The sequence below is a fragment of the Bradyrhizobium cedriense genome, assembly GCF_054602315.1.
The window spans coordinates 620750-639692 of the sequence record NZ_JBTSWB010000003.1 but is presented as its reverse complement, the minus strand read 5'-3'; the positions used below and the strand labels follow the sequence as shown (position 1 = coordinate 639692).

The window sequence follows — 18943 nt, the reverse complement described above, 5'->3', positions numbered from 1 at the left end:
CGATCAGGGATATCGGGCATGGCTGATGTCGCAATACCCCGGGCCAAGCCTCAGATGAACGAGGCGAGCGCCTGGACCCAGCTCAAATACAATCGCAACTGGCTCGGCTTCTGGTTCATGGTGCCGGCCATGGCGTTCCTGATCTTCTTCCTGGCCTATCCGCTCGGGCTCGGCATCTGGTTGTCATTCACGGACACGCGCATCGGCAGGGTCGGGCACTTCATCGCCACCGAGAACTACGAATGGCTCTGGGACGACTCCATTTTCTGGCTGTCCGTATTCAATACGCTGCTCTACACCTTCGTCGCCAGCGCCTTCAAATTCGCGATCGGACTCTATCTCGCGCTGCTGCTCAACGAGCACATGCCTTTCAAGGCGATGCTGCGCGCGATGGTGCTCATTCCCTTCATCGTTCCGACGGTGCTCTCGGCGCTCGCATTCTGGTGGATCTTCGACTCGCAATTCTCGATCATTTCCTGGTCGCTGAAGCAACTCGGCCTGATCAGCCAGAACATCAACTTCCTCGGCGACACGACCTGGGCACGGATTTGCGTGATCTTCGCCAATGTCTGGCGCGGCGTGCCGTTCGTCGCGATCACGCTGCTCGCAGGCCTGCAGACCGTCTCGCCCTCGCTCTATGAAGCGGCAACGCTCGACGGCGCCACGCGGTGGCAGAACTTCCGCTTCATCACCTATCCGCTTCTGACGCCGATCATCGCCGTCGTGATGACCTTCTCCGTGCTCTTCACCTTCACCGACTTCCAGCTGATCTGGGCGATGACCCGTGGCGGCCCGGTCAACGCCACGCATCTGATGGCAACCCTGTCCTACCAGCGCGCGATCATCGCCGGGCAGTTGGGCGAGGGGGCAGCGATCTCCAGCGCCATGATTCCGTTCCTGCTCGCTGCGATCATGGTGTCATGGTTCGGCCTGCAGCGTCGTAAGTGGCAGCAGGGGGAAAACAATGACTGATCCCCGCGCCGTTTCGGCTTCTTCTTTGCGCGAACGAGGCAAGCCCCGCGCGCTGTCGCAAGTGGCAACAGGGAGAAAGCAATGACTGATCTTCCTGCCTCGAAACTGGATCTCAAGGCCGTCATAGCGGCGCCGTCGCGCGTCGACAACAGCGAGGGCATGAGCTACCTGCAGTCGGTACCACGCAGGCTCGTGACGCTCTATCTGCCGCTCACGATCATCGTCGTCGTCCTGCTGTTTCCGTTCTACTGGATGGCGCTGACGTCGGTGAAGCCCGACGAACAACTGCTCGATCTCGACAAGTACAATCCGTTCTGGACCTGGAATCCGACGTTCAAGCACTTCCACAAGCTGCTGTTCGAGAGCTACTATCCGTATTGGCTCTGGAACACGATGTACGTGGCGATCTGCGCCACCATTCTCTCGATCATCGCATCGGTGTTTGCGGCCTACGCGATCGTGCGGTTGCGTTACAAGGGCGCGAATCTCGTCGGCGGACTGATTTTCCTCGCCTATCTCGTGCCGCCTTCGATCCTGTTCATTCCGCTCGCCACCGTGGTGTTTCAATACGGCCTTTTCGACTCGCCGCTGGCGCTGATCCTGACCTATCCGACGATCCTGATCCCGTTCTCGACCTGGCTCTTGATGGGCTATTTCAAGACCATCCCCTTCGAGCTCGAGGAATGCGCGCTGATCGACGGAGCGAGCCGCTGGCAGATCCTGACCAAGATCGTCGTGCCGCTCGCAATCCCCGGCCTCATCTCGGCCTTCATTTTCTGCTTCACGCTGTGCTGGAACGAGTTCATCTACGCCCTGACTTTCCTGCAGTCGACCAGCAACAAGACGGTGCCGGTCGCGATCGTCAACGAGTTCGTGGATGGTGACATCTACCGGTGGGGGTCGCTGATGGCCGGAGCGCTGGCCGGCTCGCTGCCGCTCGTGATCCTTTACGCCTTCTTCGTGGAGCATTATGTGTCGGCGATGACAGGTGCCGTGAAGGAATGATCACGGGCTTGCCGAGGGCGCGTCAGGAACGGCGCGCTCCGGCCGACAAGAAGGAGTAGGCTCTTGCACATCCTGGTTCTGGGCGCCGCCGGCATGGTCGGCCGCAAACTCTGTGAACGGCTGTTGCGCGACGGCCGGCTCGGCAAGAGCGACATCACCAAATTGACCATGCACGACGTGGTCGAGCCGAAGAAGCCGGAAAGTGCCGGCTTCCCCGTCGAGACCGTGTCGGGCGATTTCGCCGTGCCGGGAGCGGCCGAAAAGCTGATCGCCGGCCGCCCCGACGTGATCTTCCATCTGGCCGCCATCGTCTCCGGCGAAGCCGAGCTCGATTTCGACAAGGGCTACCGCATCAATCTCGACGGCACGCGGATGCTGCTCGATGCCATCCGTCTCGCTGGCGGAGGCTACAAGCCGCGCGTGGTGTTTACATCCTCGATCGCGGTGTTCGGCGCGCCGTTCCCGGACGCGATCGGCGACGAGTTCTTCCATACGCCGCTGCTCAGCTACGGCACCCAGAAGGCGATCGGCGAACTCCTGCTCGCCGACTATTCCCGCCGGGGCTTCCTCGACGGCATCGGCATCCGCCTGCCGACCATCTGCATCCGGCCGGGTCTGCCCAACAAGGCGGCATCGGGCTTCTTCTCCAACATCCTGCGCGAGCCGCTCGCCGGCAAAGAAGCGATCCTGCCGGTCTCCGAGGACGTCCGCCACTGGCACGCGACGCCGCGCTCGGCAGTCGGCTTCCTGCTTCACGCCGGCACGATGGACCTCGCCGCCGTCGGCCCGCGCCGCAATCTGACCATGCCGGGCCTGTCGGCCACGGTCGGCGAGCAGATCGCCGCGCTGAAGCGGGTCGCCGGTGAAAAGGTCGCAGCGCGGATCAAGCGCGAGCCGGATCCTTTCATCGTCGGCATCGTCGGCGGCTGGCCGCGCAATTTCAACGCCAAGCGGGCGCTTGAGCTCGGCTTCACCACGGCCGAGAGGAATTTCGACGACATCATCCGCATTCACATCGAGGACGAGCTCGGCGGCGACTTCGTCGCCTGATCGTTGACTGATCGGGTCACATGATGGCGAGCGTAGCTTGCATCGGCGAATGCATGGTCGAGCTTCGGCAGGCCCAGGGGGGCGCCTCTGCCGGACAGGGACAGGGCGGCGGGCTTTACTCGCGTGGCTTCGGCGGCGACACCCTCAACACGGCCGTCTATCTGGCGCGGCTCGAAACCAAGGTCGACTATCTCACCGCGCTTGGCGACGATACCTTGAGCGATGAGATGATCGCGGCCTGGAATGCGGAGGGTGTCGGCACCAGGCGCGTCGTGCGGCTGGCGGGCAAGCTGCCCGGCCTGTACATGATCCAGACGGATGCGAAGGGTGAGCGCCAGTTCTTCCACTGGCGCGACTGCGCGGCAGCGCGTCAACTGATGAACCTGCCGGAGACGGATGAACTGCTCAATTCGCTGATGAGCTACGACATCATCTATCTCTCCGCGATCACGCTCTCGATCTACGATGGGCCCGGACGCGAGCGCCTGTTCGCCGCGATCAAGCGCGCGCGCCTGCTCGGCACCCGCTTCGTGTTCGACACCAATTTTCGCGCGCGGGGATGGCCGGATCCCGAGACCGCTCGGGAGATGCTTGCCAGGGCGCTTGCGACCGCCGACATCGCGCTGACCTCGACCGAGGATCTGCTTGCGCTCTATCCCGGCGAGAGCCACGACCAGCTGATGGCGCGCATTCCGAGCCCGGAGCTGGTGTTCCGCCTGGCGGAGCCGGTTAGTCTCTTGCGCTTTCCCGGCGGCACCAGCGAGGTCCGCGCCGAGCCGATGACCAAGCCGGTGGTAGACACCACCGCGGCTGGCGACAGCTTTGCCGCGGCCTACATCGCCGCCCGGCTGGCCGGCTCGGACCCGGTGGAGGCCGCCCACGCCGGGCATCGCCTCGCCAGCCTTGTGATCTGCTATCCCGGCGCCATCATTCCGGGCTATGCCATGCCGCCGAGGAAACGGCACCGGCCGGCGGCCTCTCGCCAGGCGACCAAATGAATCGAGACCCATGACCACGACTGCCCAACAGAATCACCTCGTCGCGCTGTTCAAGGCGGCGACCGTCATTCCCGTCCTCACAATCGAACGCATCCAGGATGCGGTGCCGCTGGCGCGTGCGCTGGTTGCCGGCGGGGTTCGCACGCTTGAGGTGACCCTGCGGACCCCCGTTGCGATCGAGGCGGCGAGGGCGATGATGGCCGAAGTACCCGAGGCGATCGTCGGCATCGGCACGATTGTCAATCCGGCCGACTTCACCCGTGTCGAAAAGCTCGGCGTCGCGTTCGGCATCAGCCCGGGCCTGACACCCGATCTGCTCAAGGCCGCAACCGACAGCTCCCTGCCGTTCGCGCCGGGCATTGCCACGGCCTCCGAGCTGATGATGGCGCTGTCCTACGGCTTCGACGTCGCAAAATTCTTCCCGGCCGAGCAAGCCGGCGGCATCAAGGGCCTGCGCGCTCTCGGCGGGCCGTTCCCCAACGTGCGGTTCTGCCCGACCGGCGGCATCGGTGAGGGCAATGCGGCAACCTGGCTCGCCGAACCCAATGTAGTCGCGGTCGGCGGGTCCTGGCTATGTCCGACGGCGGAGATCCGGGCCGGGAACTGGGACGGCATAACTGCCATCTGCCAGCGCACCCTCAAGGCCCTGAAAGCCGCGTGAAGTCTTGCCATCTCTGGGCTAAGACTTAGCTCAGGAAGAGATCCCCAGGGAGAGAACATCATGACCGCCAGCATCGTCGGATGGGCGCACACGCCGTTCGGCAAGTTCGACACCGAAACCGTCGAAAGCCTCGTCACTCGCGTCGCCAATGAGGCGCTGGCCGATGCCGGCATTTCCGCTTCCGACGTCGACGAGATCGTGCTCGGCCATTTCAACGCCGGCTTCTCCCCGCAGGATTTTACCGCCTCGCTGGTGCTCCAGGCCGACCCGAAGCTGCGCTTCAAGCCGGCGACCCGCGTCGAGAACGCCTGCGCCACCGGCTCCGCCGCAGTTCACCAGGGCCTGCGCGCGATTGCCGCAGGGGCCGCCAAGATCGTCCTGGTCGTCGGTGTCGAGCAGATGACGCGCACCCCTGGCGCCGAGATCGGCAAGAACCTGCTCAAGGCATCCTATCTGCCCGAGGACGGCTACACCGTCGGCGGTTTCGCGGGTGTGTTCGGCAAGATCGCCAGTTCCTATTTCCAGAAATACGGCGACCAGTCCGATGCGCTGGCGCTGATCGCGGCCAAGAACCACAAGAACGGCGTCGCCAATCCCTTTGCCCAGATGCGCAAGGACTTTGGCTTCGACTTCTGCCGCGCCGAGAGCGAGAAGAACCCTTACGTCGCTGGTCCCTTGAAGCGCACCGACTGCTCGCTGGTGTCCGACGGCGCCGCCGCGCTGGTGCTGGCCGATTCCGAGACGGCGAAGGGCATGAGCAAGTCGATCGGCTTCCGCGCCACCGCGCACGCCCAGGACTTCCTGCCTATGAGCAAGCGCGACATCCTCCAGTTCGAGGGCTGCACGGTCGCCTGGCAGCGCGCCCTGGAAAAGGCAGGTGTGACGCTTTCCGATCTCTCCTTCGTCGAGACCCATGACTGCTTCACGGTCGCCGAGCTGATCGAATACGAAGCCATGGGCCTGACGCCGAAGGGGCAGGGCGCCCGCGCCATCAAGGAAGGCTGGACGCTGAAGGACGGCAAGCTGCCGGTCAATCCGTCCGGCGGCCTCAAGGCCAAGGGGCACCCCATCGGGGCCACCGGCGTCTCCATGCATGTGATGACGGCGATGCAGCTTGCAGGGCAGGCGCCCGAGGGCATGCAGCTGAAGAACGCCAAGCTCGGCGGCATCTTCAACATGGGCGGCGCTGCCGTCGCCAACTATGTCTCCGTGCTGGAGCCATTGAAGTAAGATTTCGTAGGGTGGGCAAAGGCGCGTAACCGCCGGGCCCACCTTTCTTTCTTGCGCTAGATCATGGTGGGCCCGCCCGGGCCAGCCTTAATGCTCTTGATTGAATTGCAGGGAATGCATCATGAGCAATGACTACGAAGATTCACTGTCGATGGACGCGCTGAACGATCGCATCGCGATCCTCGAGGACAATATCCGCCAGCTCATCGAGCAGGCCGCCGCCGCCTCGGGCGAGCAGAACGAGTCGCGCATCGCCGACCGCATCAATCAGCAGAACGATGAGCTCGAGCGGCTCCTGAAGATTCGCGAATCCCGCCAGAAGAAATAGCGGCCCGATATCGCCGCGCGATGCATGCCGCCATACGCCGTTCGCCCTTGCGCGGGCAACGGTGCTGCCGTTAGCTGGACCGAAATCGCGGGGCGCTTGAGCCTCGCGCAATCGGGAGCGAGCGATGGGGCCGCTGAAGGGCGTCAAGGTCATCGACATGACCACCGTGCTGATGGGGCCGTATGCGACCCAGATGCTCGGGGATTACGGCGCCGACGTCATCAAGGTGGAGTCGCTGGACGGCGACGTCACCCGGCTGATCGGCCCGATGCGACACGCCGGCATGGGCCCGGTGTTCCTCAACACCAACCGTAGCAAGCGCTCGATCTGCCTCGACCTGAAAAAGCCCGCCGGCCGCGAGGCCGTGCTGCGGTTGCTGAAGGACGCCGATGTCCTGGTCTATAACGTCCGCCCGCAGGCCATGGCGCGGCTTCAACTCGGCTACGAGGTCGTTTCCGCCATCAACCCGCGCCTGGTCTATGCCGGCGTGTTCGGATTCGGTCAGGACGGGCCTTATGCCGCGAAGCCCGCCTATGACGATCTGATCCAGGGCGCCACCGCGCTGCCGGCGCTGATGGCGCAGACCGGCGACGGCGTGCCGCGCTACGTGCCGAATGCGCTTGTCGATCGCATCGTCGGCCTCACCGCCGTCGGGGCGATCTGCGCCAGCCTCGTGCACCGCGACCGCACCGGCCGCGGCCAGCGCGTCGACATCCCGATGTTCGAGACCATGGCGGCATTCGTCATGGGCGACCACATGGGTGGGCTCACCTTCGAGCCACCGCTCGACAAGGGCGGCTATGCCCGCCACCTCTCGCGCGACCGCAGGCCCTACAAGACTTCCGATGGCTATCTCAGCGTCATTGTCTACAACGACAAGCAGTGGGAGAACTTCTTCAAGGCCACCGGACGCGACGATCTGCGTGCCGATCCCAAATTCGCGACCTTCGCGGGCCGCGCCGCCAATATCGACGTCGTCTATGCCGAGCTCGCGCGCATTTTCGAGACCCGGACGACGGCCGGGTGGATCGACCTGCTGACCAAGGCGGATGTGCCGGTCATGCCGATGCACGACCTCGCGTCGATCCTGCACGACGAGCATCTGGAGGCGACCGGTTTCTTCCCTGTCGTCGAGCATCCGACCGAAGGTCCGATCCGCAGCATGAAGGTGACCGCGACCTGGTCGGAGACCGAGGCGGAGCCGGTTCGCCTCGCGCCGCGCCTCAACGAGCACGGCGCGGGGATCTTGCGCGAGATCGGCTATTCCGCCGACGAGATCGCCGCCATGGTCCGCGACGGCGTCACGCGCACGGCGCCGGAGTAGGGAGGACGTGATGGCGCAAACTCTCTCATCCGTCATACCGGGGCGCGACGGAGTTGCGAGCTCGGAATCCATAACCACCATCGTGAGTATGGATTCCGCGCTCGCGCCTCAAGCAGGCGCGCCCCGGAATGACGAGGAGGAGAGAGCATGACCTTCATCACCGGCGTCGGCCTCACGCCTTTCGGCAAGTATGAAGGCTCGTCCTCGCTCGACCTGATGAGCAGGGCCGCGCAAGCCGCGCTCGACGATGCCGGGCTGAAACGCTCAGACATCGACGGCATCCTCTGCGGCTACTCCACCGTCTCCCCGCACATCATGCTCGCCACCGTCTTCGCCGAGCATTTCGGGATACGGCCGAGTTACGCCCACGCCGTGCAGGTCGGTGGCGCCACGGGGCTCGCGATGACGATGCTGGCGCATCATCTCGTCGATGCGGGCGTCGCGCGCCACGTGCTCGTCGTCGCCGGTGAGAACCGGCTCACGGGACAGAGCCGCGATGCCTCGATCCAGGCGCTGGCGCAGGTTGGCCATCCCGATTACGAGGTGCCGCTCGGCCCGACCATTCCCGCTTACTACGGACTCGTCGCGAGCCGCTACATGCACGAATATGGCGTGACCGAAGAGGACCTCGCCGAGTTCGCGGTGCTGATGCGCAAGCACGCCTGCACCCATCCCGGCGCGCAATTCCACGATCCCATCACGGTCGCCGACGTCATGGCGTCCAAGCCGGTAGCGATGCCGCTCAAGCTGCTCGACTGCTGTCCGGTGTCCGATGGCGGCGCCGCCTTCGTCATCAGCCGCGAGCGGACCGGGGAGGAGGGCGTGCGCATCCGCGGCTGCGCCCAGGCGCACACCCATCAGCACGTCACGGCCGCGCCTGGCCTCAGTGAGCTCGGCGCCGAGATCTCCATCGCGCGTGCCAAGGAGGCGGCGGGCCTTGCGATTTCCGACGTGTGCTACGCCGCAATCTACGACAGCTTTACGATTACGCTCGCGATGCTGCTGGAAGACCTTGGCCTTGCCGGCCGCGGCGAAGCGTCCGCGCGCGTCCGCGCCGGCCATTTCGGCCGTGACGGCGCAATGCCGCTGAACACCCATGGCGGCCTGCTCAGCTACGGCCATTGCGGCGTCGGCGGCGCCATGGCGCATCTGGTCGAAGCGCATTTGCAGATGACAGGACGGGCGGCGAATCGGCAGGTGCGCGATGCCTCGATCGCGCTGCTGCACGGCGACGGCGGCGTGCTGTCGTCCCATGTGAGCATGTTTCTGGAGCGGGTGTGATGAGCGAGCGACTGTCCGACTGGACCAAGGGCGAACAGGCCATCACCTTTCAGACCTGCGCCGTCTGCGGGAATGTCCAGTATTTCCATCGTGCCTTCTGCGCGGCCTGCGGCGCGCCCGATCCGCGCGAGCAGCGTGCGAGCGGCAAAGGCAAGGTCTACGCGACCTCGCTGGTCTGCCGCGCCGCCACGCCGGAGACGCGCGCGCACGTACCCTACAACATCCTGCTGGTCGACTGCCCCGAGGGCTTTCGCATGATGGCGCACGGCGCGAACGATCTCGCCATCGGCGATTCGGTCGTCGCGAGCTTCAAGTCCTTTGCGGGAAAGCTCGTGCCGTTCTTCATAAAGACGGCTTAGAGGGATTTCGTCATTCGGGGGCGGTCCTAGGGACCGAGCCTGGAACGGGTATTCTGGGCCTGGCCTGTGCGAGGGCCACCCCGGAATGACGAAAACTCTGAACTAGCGCCCGTAGAACAAGATGCTGGCGATGACGAGCATCGCCGTCACCGCCAGCATATGCGCAAGCGCTCCCGAGGCCGCCCCCTTGGTGGCTTCCTTCATGCCGTTCTCTCCCTAGACTTGGGCGTGACTCATCGTTGCGCGGCCAGCGCACACGACGGCCAATTGTTTTTACTCGGAACACCCCACTTCTCGAGTATTCGCCGCGATCTGTCCCCACGCGTCGAATATCGACTGTCTCAGGGTCGATCAGCAATGCGGCGGCAATTTGACTCGATGATGTTGCTCCTGCGTCGGCGCAAGAATAGAGTTTCGGAGCACTCTCGCCGGCAACGACAAAAAGCATCAAAAGCTCAGGAAAATCATGGCCCGCATCGGTTACAGCGACCCGTCCAAGGCATCCGACCGCACCCGCGAAATCCTCGACAAGAACCGCAACGCCAACATCTTCCGCATGATGGCGCACTCGCCGAGCTACTTCGAGCAGTACTGCCGCCTGGGGGGCGCCATCCGCCACAAGGGCGAGCTCGATCCCATCGTGCGCGAGCTTGCAATCACCCGCACCGGCATCTTGTGCGAGGCGCCGTACGAGATCGTCGCCCACAAGCGCATCGGCAAGAACGTCGGCGTCACAGACGAGCAGAACGAGGCACTCGAGAACTGGCAGGCCGCGTCTTGCTTCAATGAGGTGCAGCGTGCTGCGCTCGCGTTCACCGACGAGGTCGTGAAGCTGAACAAGCCGACGGACGCGACCTTCAAGGCGATTGCATCGAAGCTGACGCCGGCTGCACTGGTCGAGCTTCAGCTCTCGGTCGGATTCTACATCATGACCTCGAAATTCCTCGAGACGTTCGAGATCGACCTTCAGCCGGTCACCGAAGTGGTGGGCTGATCAGACAGAAGCGGCGAGGGAAGCCGATGACGATCGATGAATATGCGGCTTGGGCCGCCGGCGTTGCCAAAGTCGACGAGCATCCGTCCAACGAGCGGTTGTCCTATCTCGGTCTCGGCCTTGCCGGTGAATCCGGCGAGGTCGCCGACCACATCAAGAAGCTCTTGCGCGATGATTGGCTCGACAAGGCAGGCCTCGTCGATGAGCTCGGCGATGTCATCTATTACTGGGCCTGCCTCTGCGCCGCGGCCGGCCAGAAGCCGTCCGAACTGCTCGAAGCGAGCGCTGCCAAAGTCAAGCGGCGGCTGAGCGAAGCGGCGAGCCGTTAGAGCCTATATGAGCGGGAGGCGTGGATCACCTCTCCCCTCGGTGAGAGATGAAGGATCTCGGCCATCGCTCACGTCGCCGTCAGAATATCCACCTTCGCGTTGGCGACGATCAGGCGGTCGGCCAGAAGCTGGGCGAGGTTGCGCATGATGCGCTCGCTGGCGCGTGGGTGCTGCCTCCGGAAGCGTTCGAAATCCTTCAGCGGTACCTCGCATGCGGTTGCGGCCATGTCGGCGAATACGTCGGCCGAGCGCGTCGTCTCCAGCAGCGCCATCTCGCCGAACGCCATGCCGGCGGTGAGCGTCGCCAGCCGCACGCCATCGGGCAGCGTGACGTGCACCGCGCCGCTGCGCAGGAAATACAGGGCATCCGCGGGATCGCCGGTTGTGAGAATCTTCCCGCCGGACTGATAGGTTCGGATGATGCAGAGCGAGGCCAGATCGGTCAGCTCTTCCTCGCTCAGCCCTGCCAGCAGCGGCTGCTCGGCCAGTTCTGTGGTCTCGTGAAAATCGATCGAGCCGCCGTAGCGATACACGATCTGGTCTTCGGCCCATTCGATCGCGGTGTCGAGCAGGTAGAAATCGCGAACGTTCTTCAACTCGGCGGTCCATTCGCGCAACGTGTTCCATTCCTTGGAGGCACGCCTGACGCCTGACAGCACGACCGTCACGTTCAGCGCCGCAAGCTCCTCGAACGCTTCGGCGACCAGCCGGGCGCCGGCGCGCGTGGTCGAGGTCACGCGGTGCAGATCGAAGATCACGAATTGCGGCCGCGGGCGCCCGGCAAGCCGCCTCGAGACGTAGTCGACCGCGGACAGTGACAGCGTGCCGACCAGCTCGATGATCCGCACTTCCTGTTCGTGTGCCGCCAAAATCTCGCGCTCCTGCGGGCGGCGCACGCGTCGCGAAGGGCTCTTGCCGATGTCGTAGTCGGCGATGACGGCGTTGCGCGCATCGTCGCTGCGGTTGAGCATGTGCAGGTCGTAGTGCGACGACAGTGCTTCGCAGACCTTGATGCCGCGCACGCTGTTGCCATGCTTGTCCAGGCGCGGCGAATAGCTGCCGAGACCGAGACGAGCGGGCAGAGCGGCCAAAATGCCGCCACCGACCCCGCTCTTGGCGGGAATGCCGATGCGGTAGATCCATTCGCCGGCATAGTCGTACATGCCCGACGACGTCATCACCGAGAGCGTGCGCGAGATGGCGTAGGGCGTGAGCACCTGCTCGCCCGTGACCGGATTGACGCCGCGATTGGCGAGCGTCGCCGCCATCACCGCGATGTCCCGCGCGGTGACCAGCACGGCGCACTGCCGGAAATAGACGTCGAGGACGCCGGCGACATTGTCCGAGATGACCGCATTGGTCTTCAGCAGATAGCCGATGGCGCGGTTGCGGTCGCCGGTCTGGCTCTCGGATGCATAGACCGCCTCGTCGAGCGCGAGGTCGCGTCCGGCAAAGCGGCTGAGCGCCGTGCGAATCTGCTCGAATGCTTCCGCACCCTTGCTGTCGTAGATCAGGCCGGTGCAGGCGATTGCGCCGGCATTGACCATCGGGTTGAACGGATGGTTCTCGGAATTGAGCCGGATCGAGTTGAAGGGGTCGCCCGAGGGCTCGACTCCGATCGCGCTCTCGACCCTGCCGGCACCGAGCAGGTCCAGCGCCAACGCGAACACGAACGGCTTGGACATCGACTGGATGGTGAAGGGCACCCGGCTGTCGCCGACTTCATAGACATGGCCGTCCAGCGTCGCCAGGCTGATGCCAAAATAGGCAGGATCGGCCTTGCCCAGCTCTGGAATGTAGTCGGCGACCTTACCAGAGGTCTCGGCGGCGAACTCGCTCAGGCAATTGTTCAGAAACCGCAGCAAAGGCGGTTTGGAGCGGGTCCATGCGGTTTCGAGTGGCGAATGCGGCGTCATCGCCTCTCTTGTGCAACGCAATCAAGGCACGCGCAACCCGTCCGGAACGATGGTCTGCCGCCGCAGCAGCAGGGCAAGCAGAAGCGTCGGCAGCAGAATCGCCAGCCCCAGCATCGTGACCTGCATCTGCGATAGCGGCATGATTCCGCCGCCGGGGGTCGCCACCACGAAGCCGCCGATCACGAGCAGCACGCGAATGGGCCATTCCAGCGCGCCGGCGCGGCGCAGATCGCCGACGAAGGGCTGATAGCCCTGGATGCCGCCACAGATGAACAGCGTGCCGAAGGCGGCAAGCCCCATCAGGCCGAGGCCGGCAAGATAGGGGCTCGGCCCTTGCAGCACCAGCGCCGGATTGAGCACGAAGAAGAACGGCAGGAAATAGATGATGCTACCGACCCACATCGATTCCCAGCCCGTCTTCATCGCGGGCGAACCGGCGATGCCTGCGGCCGCGAAGGAGGCGATAGCGACCGGCGGGGTGATCGAGGACAGCATGCCCCAGTAGAAGATGAACATGTGCACGGCCATGCGGTTGAGACCGAGCTTCTCCAATGCGGGCGCGACCAGTATGGCGAGGAAGATGTAGCAGGCCGTCGTGGTCAGCCCGAGGCCGAGGATGAGGCTGGTGAGCGCGCACATGCCGAGCAGCAGGAGCGGGTTGTCGCCGGCGATGTGCAGGAGGTCGTTGGCGAGGCTCGAGACGACGCCGGTCATCGAGAAGGCGCCGATCAGCAGGCCGCAGCCGGCGAGAATGCCGACGAGTTCCACGAAGGTGCGTCCGTTCACCTCAAGGAATTTTCCGATTGTCGCCAACGTCCAGCGCGTGTCCTTGGAGAAGAGCTGGTTGAGGACCAGCAGCAGCGCGGTGGCATAGAACGGCGCGTGGCTCTCGCGTTTGAAGTAGAGCAGCATCACGACCAGGAGGGCGATGACGAAGACGTAGTACCAGCCGTCCTTGATCGTATCCATGATGCGCGGCAGCTCGGCGCGCGGAATCCCCTTCAGCTTGTGACGGGCGGCGTAGGCGTCGACCTGCATGAACAGGCCGATGTAATAGAGCACGGCGGGGATGATGGCGGCGATCGCGACGTCGGCATAGCTGACGTTGAGGAATTGCGCGATCACGAAGGCGGTGGCGCCCATCACCGGCGGCGCCAGCACCGCGCCTGTCGAGGCGCAGGCCTCGATCGCGGCGGCATAGGAGGCGCGAAAGCCGCTTTTCTTCATGACGGGGATGGTCATGGTGCCGGCGGTCAGCACGTTGGAGATGATCGAGCCTGACATCATGCCGAGCAGGCCGCTGGCAAAGATGCAGACTTTTGCCGCGCCGCCGCGGAACGTGCCGCACAGTGCGAAGGCGAGATTGATGAAGAATTTTCCGGCCCCGGTCATCATCAGCGCGGTGCCGAACACCAGGAAGCCGATCACGGTGTCGGCAAAGGCCTGGATGGGAATGCCGAGCAGGCTTTCGCCCGACAGCACGTGATAGGCGGTCGCCTGCTCCAGCGTCGATTGCGTGCCGCGGAACGGTCCGAGCCAACCGGCCTCCGCGAACAGCGGATAGACCGTGAACGGCAAGACGCTCAAGAGCAGGCTCCAGCCGCCGGTGCGGCGCAGCGCCTCCATCAACATCGCCCACATCACGAGGCCGGCGGCGATGACGCCGTTCGGCGCGCCGCCGAATTCCCAGCCGGCCTCCGCCGCCTTGCGCACGTTCGACATCAAAATGAGCGCTGCCGCGAAAGTCGCGACGAACAGGACGAGGTCGTACCAGGGAATGCGGTCGAGGGGGGCACGCTCCGTGCCGGGAAAGATCAGGAAGGTGAAGGGCAGCATCAAGGCGATCAGGAGATAGAAATACTCCGTATTGAGCTGGGTGTAGCCGATGAAGAAGCGTAGCGAGAATTGCTGGTTGATGCAGAGCAGGATGGTCGCCGCGGTTGCCACCACAAGCATCCAGCGCCAGGCGCCGCGCAGGGTGCGCACGCGCGTGACCTCCGCTTCCTGCATGTTGGCGGCGGCGCCATGCGGATCGTCGAACACAATCCGCTTGGCCTCGTCCTGCGAGGCTGTGGAAGTAGAGGCAGAAGACATCTCCGATCCCGCGTCTGGGTTGATAAGATAATTAGGCGGCGGCACGTTGGTTGCCTCGATCGGGCCGCTTGCTCCTCAACCTCTCCCGCCTGCGGGAGAGGTCGCGCCGAAGGCGCGGGTAAGGACTTTCTCCGCTGGGGATTCCCATCGCGGAGATACCCTCTCCCCAACCCTCTCCCGCAAGCGGGAGAGGGAGTGCAGCTTGCGCGTGGCAACGAAGGAGTCTATTCGCCTCACTCCTCGAACCCGTTCGCCATGCCGGCCTTTGCAAGCGCGGCGGCGCGCGCCTTCACCCAACCGTCCAGGAAGGCCTTGTCGTCCGACGCTGGATTGGACTTGCCGTAATCGGCCCAGGCGGCCGCCAGCACCTCCTGGCGCTTGATCAGCTTGTTGTTGTGCACCTCCTGCGCATCGCTCCATTGCCCGGCTTCCTTCAGCGCCTTCACCGAGCCGGGATGCACCGGCACCACCCAGTTCTTGGTCTGGCGGTCCGCGGCAAGCCCGCCTGCACCGGGCGCGGAGTCCTTGTAGGCGTCGTAGTTCACGATCATCGCCTTGGTGATCGCATAGACCTGGTCGGCCGGCTGCGAGGCGTAGGCGACGAAGATCGGGTATGGGTAGTTGCCGAGCTCGACTGGTTTCTCGGGCGAGATGCCGGCGCCGCAGGTCGCAAGCTGTGGGAAGAAGAACGAGCCGACCTTCTGCATCCGCGCCCAGCCTTCCTTGTCCTTGGCCGGCAGCGGCGGCCAGATCAGCCCGCGCGGCGAACTCTCGGCCTCCTTGGCGGGTCCGGTGATGGTGGTGCCGAAGGCGGCATCGACGTCGTTGTTGATCAGCCCTTTCCACATCGCGCCGTAGCTCGCGAATTCGACGACCTTGACGTCCTTCTGAGTGAGGCCGGCGAAGGCGAGCACCGCGAGCGAATTCTGATTCAGCGCGGGCGAGCCGACCACGAACCCGACGCGCTTGCCCTTGAGGTCTTTCAGCTCCTTCACGCCGGTGTCGGCGGCGACGCCGAGCGAACCGCAATTGCAGTCGACCGTCGAGAGCAGGATCTGGAGCGGCTGCGGGCCCCATTCTTTCGAGCCGAACTCGAACACACCTTCCTGTGCGAAATAGGTGCCCGATCCCATCGCCGCGGAAGCCGCGCGCTTGGCGCGCAGCGGCGCAAGGCGGGCGACGTCATTGCCGGCGGGGAGCACGCGGACGTCGGTGCCGTATTTGTCCTTCATCATCTTGCCGACGCCGACCGCGATGTTGAAACCGGCGGTGCCGGTGTCATACGCCGTGAAGGTCAACGTCGCCGGCAGCTTGATGTCTTCGGCGAACGAGTAGCGTGTAGACGCAAACGAAATGCCCGCCACCAAGGCAGGCGCGAGCACGAGCAGCCCACGAAGCATGTTTCCCTCCATGATCCTCGCTTCAGCGCGAGGACATTCTTGCTTGAACCGGATCATGTCATCCGTAACCGGCGATGGCAACGCCGTACCACGCTTGCGCTAATGCGGCTGACAGATTGTCGCGGAAACGGCAGATAAACCACTCAGCTCACGACGATCGCGATCGCCTGTCCCTCGGCAACGACGTCGTCCAACTTGACGAGGAGCGATGTGATCGTGCCGCTTGCGGGTGAGGGGACCGGTATCTCCATCTTCATGGCCTCGACAACCACAACGTCATCGCCATCTGCGACGGTTCCTCCAACTTGCACGGGAGTTGCGCAGATGCGTCCCGCGATCTCCGTGACGATCTTAATTTCTGGCATGCCATCGCCTTTTTGTTGTCGTCGCAAAATGCCTGAGGTAGCGTCGTCTGCAAGTGGAATTTAATTCCGCACAGCGGAACAAACGGTAGGGAACATGGGACGACGATCGGAGCGGTTGAGTAGGCAAGGCGTGCTCGCTGGCGATGCCGGCGAGAGTGATGTCATCCAGGTGGTCTCGCGCGCGTTCGACGTGTTGCGATGCTTCGAGGGCCACGATAGCAGGCTCGGCAATCTCGAGATTTCAAACCGCTGCGGTCTGCCGCGCTCGACGGTGTCGCGGCTCACGCACACGCTGACCCGCATGGGTCAGCTCGTGTATCTCCCCCGCGATCAAAAATATCGCATCGGCCCGAGCGCCGTGGCGATGAGCGCTTCTATGATGAAGGGCGCTCAGCTGCGCAGCATGATCCGGCAGCGGCTCCAGGAAGTGGCCGAGCAACTGCCTGGCACCGTCGGCTTCGTCGTCCCCGATCGCTTCCATCTCGTTTATCTCCAGTTCGCGCGCTCGGCGACCGCACTCGGCCTGCACGAGGGCACCGGCAGCCGCATCTCGATGGCTTCGACCGCCGCGGGGGCCGCTTACACCGCAGCCCTGGCGCCGGAAGTCGGCGATGCCTTCATCGCGGAGATGGAGCGCGAAGCGCCCGAGGCTGCGAAGATTCTGAAGCCTCGCATCGAGGCCAACCGTGAGTCGCTGCGAGAGCGCGGCTATGTCGTGGCCTGCGGCTTGTGGAGCCCGCACATCAACGGGCTCGCGGTGCCGATCTGGTCGCCGCAGTACCAGACGTTCGTGGTCATCACCATCGGCCTTCTCTCAGCGATGTACGACGAGCAGCGTCTGCATGATGAAGTGGCTCCGCTGATGCTCGCACTCGGTCGCTCGCTCGGCAGCCTGATGGAAGGCGCGGAAGGCGACGCCTTCAACAACCGTATCTCGCGCAAGCCGGTCGCCATGGCCGTGCACAACAATAACAAGCCGATCAATTCGGAGGGAGTGAATGAACTGGAAGCCGGAACTCGACGAGCTCGCCCGGCGCGAAGCCTTCGCGCGGGAGATGGGCGGCGTTGACAAGGTCAAGCGACAGCATGACCAGGGCCGGCTGACTGTTCGGGAGCGTATCGACAAGCTGATCGACAGAGGCAGCTTTCACGAGATCGGTGCCGTCTCCGGCATCGGTGAGTACGATTCCAGCGGCGAACTTCAGAAATTGACGCCGGCGAACTGCGTTTTCGGCCGCGCGCGTGTCGACGGCCGCACCGTGGTCGTGGTCGGTGACGATTTCACGGTGCGCGGCGGCTCGGCCGATGCATCGATCTCCGCGAAGCCGTTGATGGCGGAGGAGATGGCGCACGACTTTCGTCTGCCCATCGTCCGCATCATCGAGGGCTCCGGCGGCGGCGGTTCGGTCAAGACCATCGAGACCAAGGGCGCGGCGAATCTGCCTGGAGGCATCGGCGGCACGCGCTGGTATCGCTTCACGACGGAAAATCTGTCGCGCGTGCCGGTGGTCGCACTCGGCCTCGGCTCCGTGGCTGGCTTGGGAGCGGCGCGACTTGCCGCCAGTCACTATTCCATCATGACCCGGAAGTCCGCGATGTTCGTCGCTGGGCCGCCGGTGGTGAAGGCGCTGGGGCAGGATCTCACGAAGGAGGAGCTCGGGGGCGCCGATATCCAGACCCGCGCCGGTGCGGTCGATCATGCCGTCGATACCGAGGAGGAGGCGTTCGCCTGTGCGCGACGATTCCTTTCTTATCTGCCGTCATCGGTCTACGAGTTGCCGCCGACATTGCCCTGCACCGACAATCCGGAGCGCAGCGACGAAGCGCTGATGAATGCGGTGCCGCGCAACCGCAAGCAGGTCTACAAGATACGGCCGATCATCGAGTCCGTCGTCGACAAGGGCTCGTTCTTCGAGGTCGCCAGGAATTTCGGTAAGCCGATCATTGTCGGCCTCGCCCGGCTCGAGGGCAGGGCGGTGCTGCTGCTGGCCAGCGACAGCTTTCACTATGGCGGCTCCTGGACGGCCGACGCCTGCCAGAAGGTGGTGCGCTGGGTCGACTTCGCCGAGACCTTCCATCTGCCGATCGTCTATCTCATGGACTGCCCCGGCTTCATGATCGGTCTCGATGCCGAGAAGGCGGCGACCATCCGCCACGGCGTCCGCGCCATGGCCGCGGTCAACCAGACCACGGTGCCCTGGTGCACCGTGATCCTGCGCAACGCCTTCGGTGTCGCCGGTGTGGTGCATCAGCCTGCCGACCGCTTCTCGATCCGCTATGCCTGGCCGTCAGCCTATTGGGGCTCGTTGCCGCTCGAAGGCGGCATCGAAGCCGCCTATCGCGCCGACATCGATGCGGCGGAGGACAAAGCGGCGAAGCTGAAGGAGATCGAGGCGCGGCTCAACAAGCTGCGCTCGCCGTTCCGCTCGGCCGAGAAATTCTGGGTCGAGGAGATCATCGATCCCCGAAAGACACGGTCGCTGCTGTGCGAGTTCGCGCGCCTCGCGGAGCCGCTGCGCAAGCCGGGGCCGCCGGAGAATTTTTCGATCAGGCCTTGATGTTCTGTCATCATCGCCGCCGCGGCAATCTTGTCGCGGCGGCGATGGCGTGACCTCAAAACAATAACGCGCTACGGTC

General features: G+C 64.3%; 18 protein-coding genes. 14 read left to right on the top strand and 4 right to left on the bottom strand.

The window, feature by feature from the left end:
• The first annotated feature begins 54 nt into the window (after positions 1-54).
• The 12 genes from ACYCVF_RS14755 (at position 55) to ACYCVF_RS14700 (ending at position 10531) form a co-directional block, all read left to right on the top strand.
• Positions 55-972, top strand: a complete 918-nt coding sequence (locus tag ACYCVF_RS14755; RefSeq protein ID WP_459596484.1) for a carbohydrate ABC transporter permease — start codon at positions 55-57, stop codon at positions 970-972.
• Positions 973-1053: 81 nt separating this feature from the next.
• Positions 1054-1977, top strand: coding sequence for a carbohydrate ABC transporter permease (locus ACYCVF_RS14750; RefSeq protein WP_459596217.1), 924 nt, complete (start codon positions 1054-1056; stop codon positions 1975-1977).
• A gap of 63 nt (positions 1978-2040) precedes the next feature.
• Positions 2041-3027 carry a D-erythronate dehydrogenase gene (gene denD / locus ACYCVF_RS14745; RefSeq protein WP_459596216.1) on the top strand — a complete coding sequence of 329 codons (987 nt, stop codon included), beginning with the start codon at positions 2041-2043 and terminating at the stop codon, positions 3025-3027.
• A 23-nt stretch (positions 3028-3050) separates the two neighbouring features.
• On the top strand, positions 3051-4025 hold the full coding sequence (locus ACYCVF_RS14740; protein ID WP_459596482.1) for a sugar kinase: 975 nt from the start codon (positions 3051-3053) through the stop codon (positions 4023-4025).
• Positions 4026-4035: 10 nt separating this feature from the next.
• Positions 4036-4686, top strand: a complete 651-nt coding sequence (gene eda / locus ACYCVF_RS14735) for a bifunctional 4-hydroxy-2-oxoglutarate aldolase/2-dehydro-3-deoxy-phosphogluconate aldolase (protein WP_459596215.1) — start codon at positions 4036-4038, stop codon at positions 4684-4686.
• Between the two features lie 60 nt (positions 4687-4746).
• A complete protein-coding gene (locus tag ACYCVF_RS14730) occupies positions 4747-5916 on the top strand; it encodes an acetyl-CoA acetyltransferase (RefSeq protein WP_459596214.1) in 1170 nt (389 codons plus the stop codon).
• Between the two features lie 121 nt (positions 5917-6037).
• Complete coding sequence (locus ACYCVF_RS14725) at positions 6038-6244, top strand: hypothetical protein (RefSeq protein WP_061026411.1); 207 nt, start codon at positions 6038-6040, stop codon at positions 6242-6244.
• Positions 6245-6368: 124 nt separating this feature from the next.
• Positions 6369-7568 (top strand): CaiB/BaiF CoA transferase family protein, encoded by a 1200-nt coding sequence (locus ACYCVF_RS14720; RefSeq protein ID WP_459596213.1) that lies wholly within the window; start codon positions 6369-6371, stop codon positions 7566-7568.
• Positions 7569-7715: 147 nt separating this feature from the next.
• Positions 7716-8849: a thiolase family protein gene (locus tag ACYCVF_RS14715; protein ID WP_459596212.1), complete on the top strand. Its 1134-nt coding sequence runs from the start codon at positions 7716-7718 to the stop codon at positions 8847-8849.
• Positions 8849-9208 (top strand): Zn-ribbon domain-containing OB-fold protein, encoded by a 360-nt coding sequence (locus tag ACYCVF_RS14710; protein ID WP_459596210.1) that lies wholly within the window; start codon positions 8849-8851, stop codon positions 9206-9208. Before ACYCVF_RS14715 ends, ACYCVF_RS14710 begins: the two co-directional genes overlap by 1 nt.
• Positions 9209-9674: 466 nt before the next feature.
• Entirely contained in the window at positions 9675-10202 is a 528-nt protein-coding gene (locus ACYCVF_RS14705; protein WP_459596209.1) for a carboxymuconolactone decarboxylase family protein, read from the top strand.
• A gap of 26 nt (positions 10203-10228) precedes the next feature.
• Entirely contained in the window at positions 10229-10531 is a 303-nt protein-coding gene (locus ACYCVF_RS14700; protein WP_459596208.1) for a nucleoside triphosphate pyrophosphohydrolase family protein, read from the top strand.
• Between the two features lie 68 nt (positions 10532-10599).
• Here ACYCVF_RS14700 and glsA read toward each other — a convergent pair whose 3' ends face one another.
• The 4 genes from glsA to ACYCVF_RS14680 all read right to left on the bottom strand — a co-directional run bounded on the left by glsA (position 10600) and on the right by ACYCVF_RS14680 (position 16306).
• Positions 10600-12447: a glutaminase A gene (gene glsA / locus ACYCVF_RS14695; RefSeq protein WP_459596206.1), complete on the bottom strand. Its 1848-nt coding sequence runs from the start codon at positions 12445-12447 to the stop codon at positions 10600-10602.
• A 21-nt stretch (positions 12448-12468) separates the two neighbouring features.
• Positions 12469-14541: a TRAP transporter permease gene (locus tag ACYCVF_RS14690; protein ID WP_459596205.1), complete on the bottom strand. Its 2073-nt coding sequence runs from the start codon at positions 14539-14541 to the stop codon at positions 12469-12471.
• A gap of 233 nt (positions 14542-14774) precedes the next feature.
• Positions 14775-15941, bottom strand: coding sequence for a TAXI family TRAP transporter solute-binding subunit (locus ACYCVF_RS14685; protein WP_459596204.1), 1167 nt, complete (start codon positions 15939-15941; stop codon positions 14775-14777).
• Between the two features lie 143 nt (positions 15942-16084).
• On the bottom strand, positions 16085-16306 hold the full coding sequence (locus ACYCVF_RS14680) for a biotin/lipoyl-containing protein (RefSeq protein WP_459596203.1): 222 nt from the start codon (positions 16304-16306) through the stop codon (positions 16085-16087).
• Between the two features lie 94 nt (positions 16307-16400).
• On the opposite strand from ACYCVF_RS14680, the gene ACYCVF_RS14675 reads away from it, so the two are divergent.
• Both ACYCVF_RS14675 and ACYCVF_RS14670 read left to right on the top strand, forming a co-directional pair.
• Positions 16401-17375 (top strand): IclR family transcriptional regulator, encoded by a 975-nt coding sequence (locus tag ACYCVF_RS14675; protein ID WP_459596202.1) that lies wholly within the window; start codon positions 16401-16403, stop codon positions 17373-17375.
• Complete coding sequence (locus tag ACYCVF_RS14670; protein WP_459596201.1) at positions 17305-18864, top strand: acyl-CoA carboxylase subunit beta; 1560 nt, start codon at positions 17305-17307, stop codon at positions 18862-18864. The genes ACYCVF_RS14675 and ACYCVF_RS14670 overlap by 71 nt, the downstream gene beginning before the upstream one ends.
• The last annotated feature ends 79 nt before the right edge of the window (positions 18865-18943 follow it).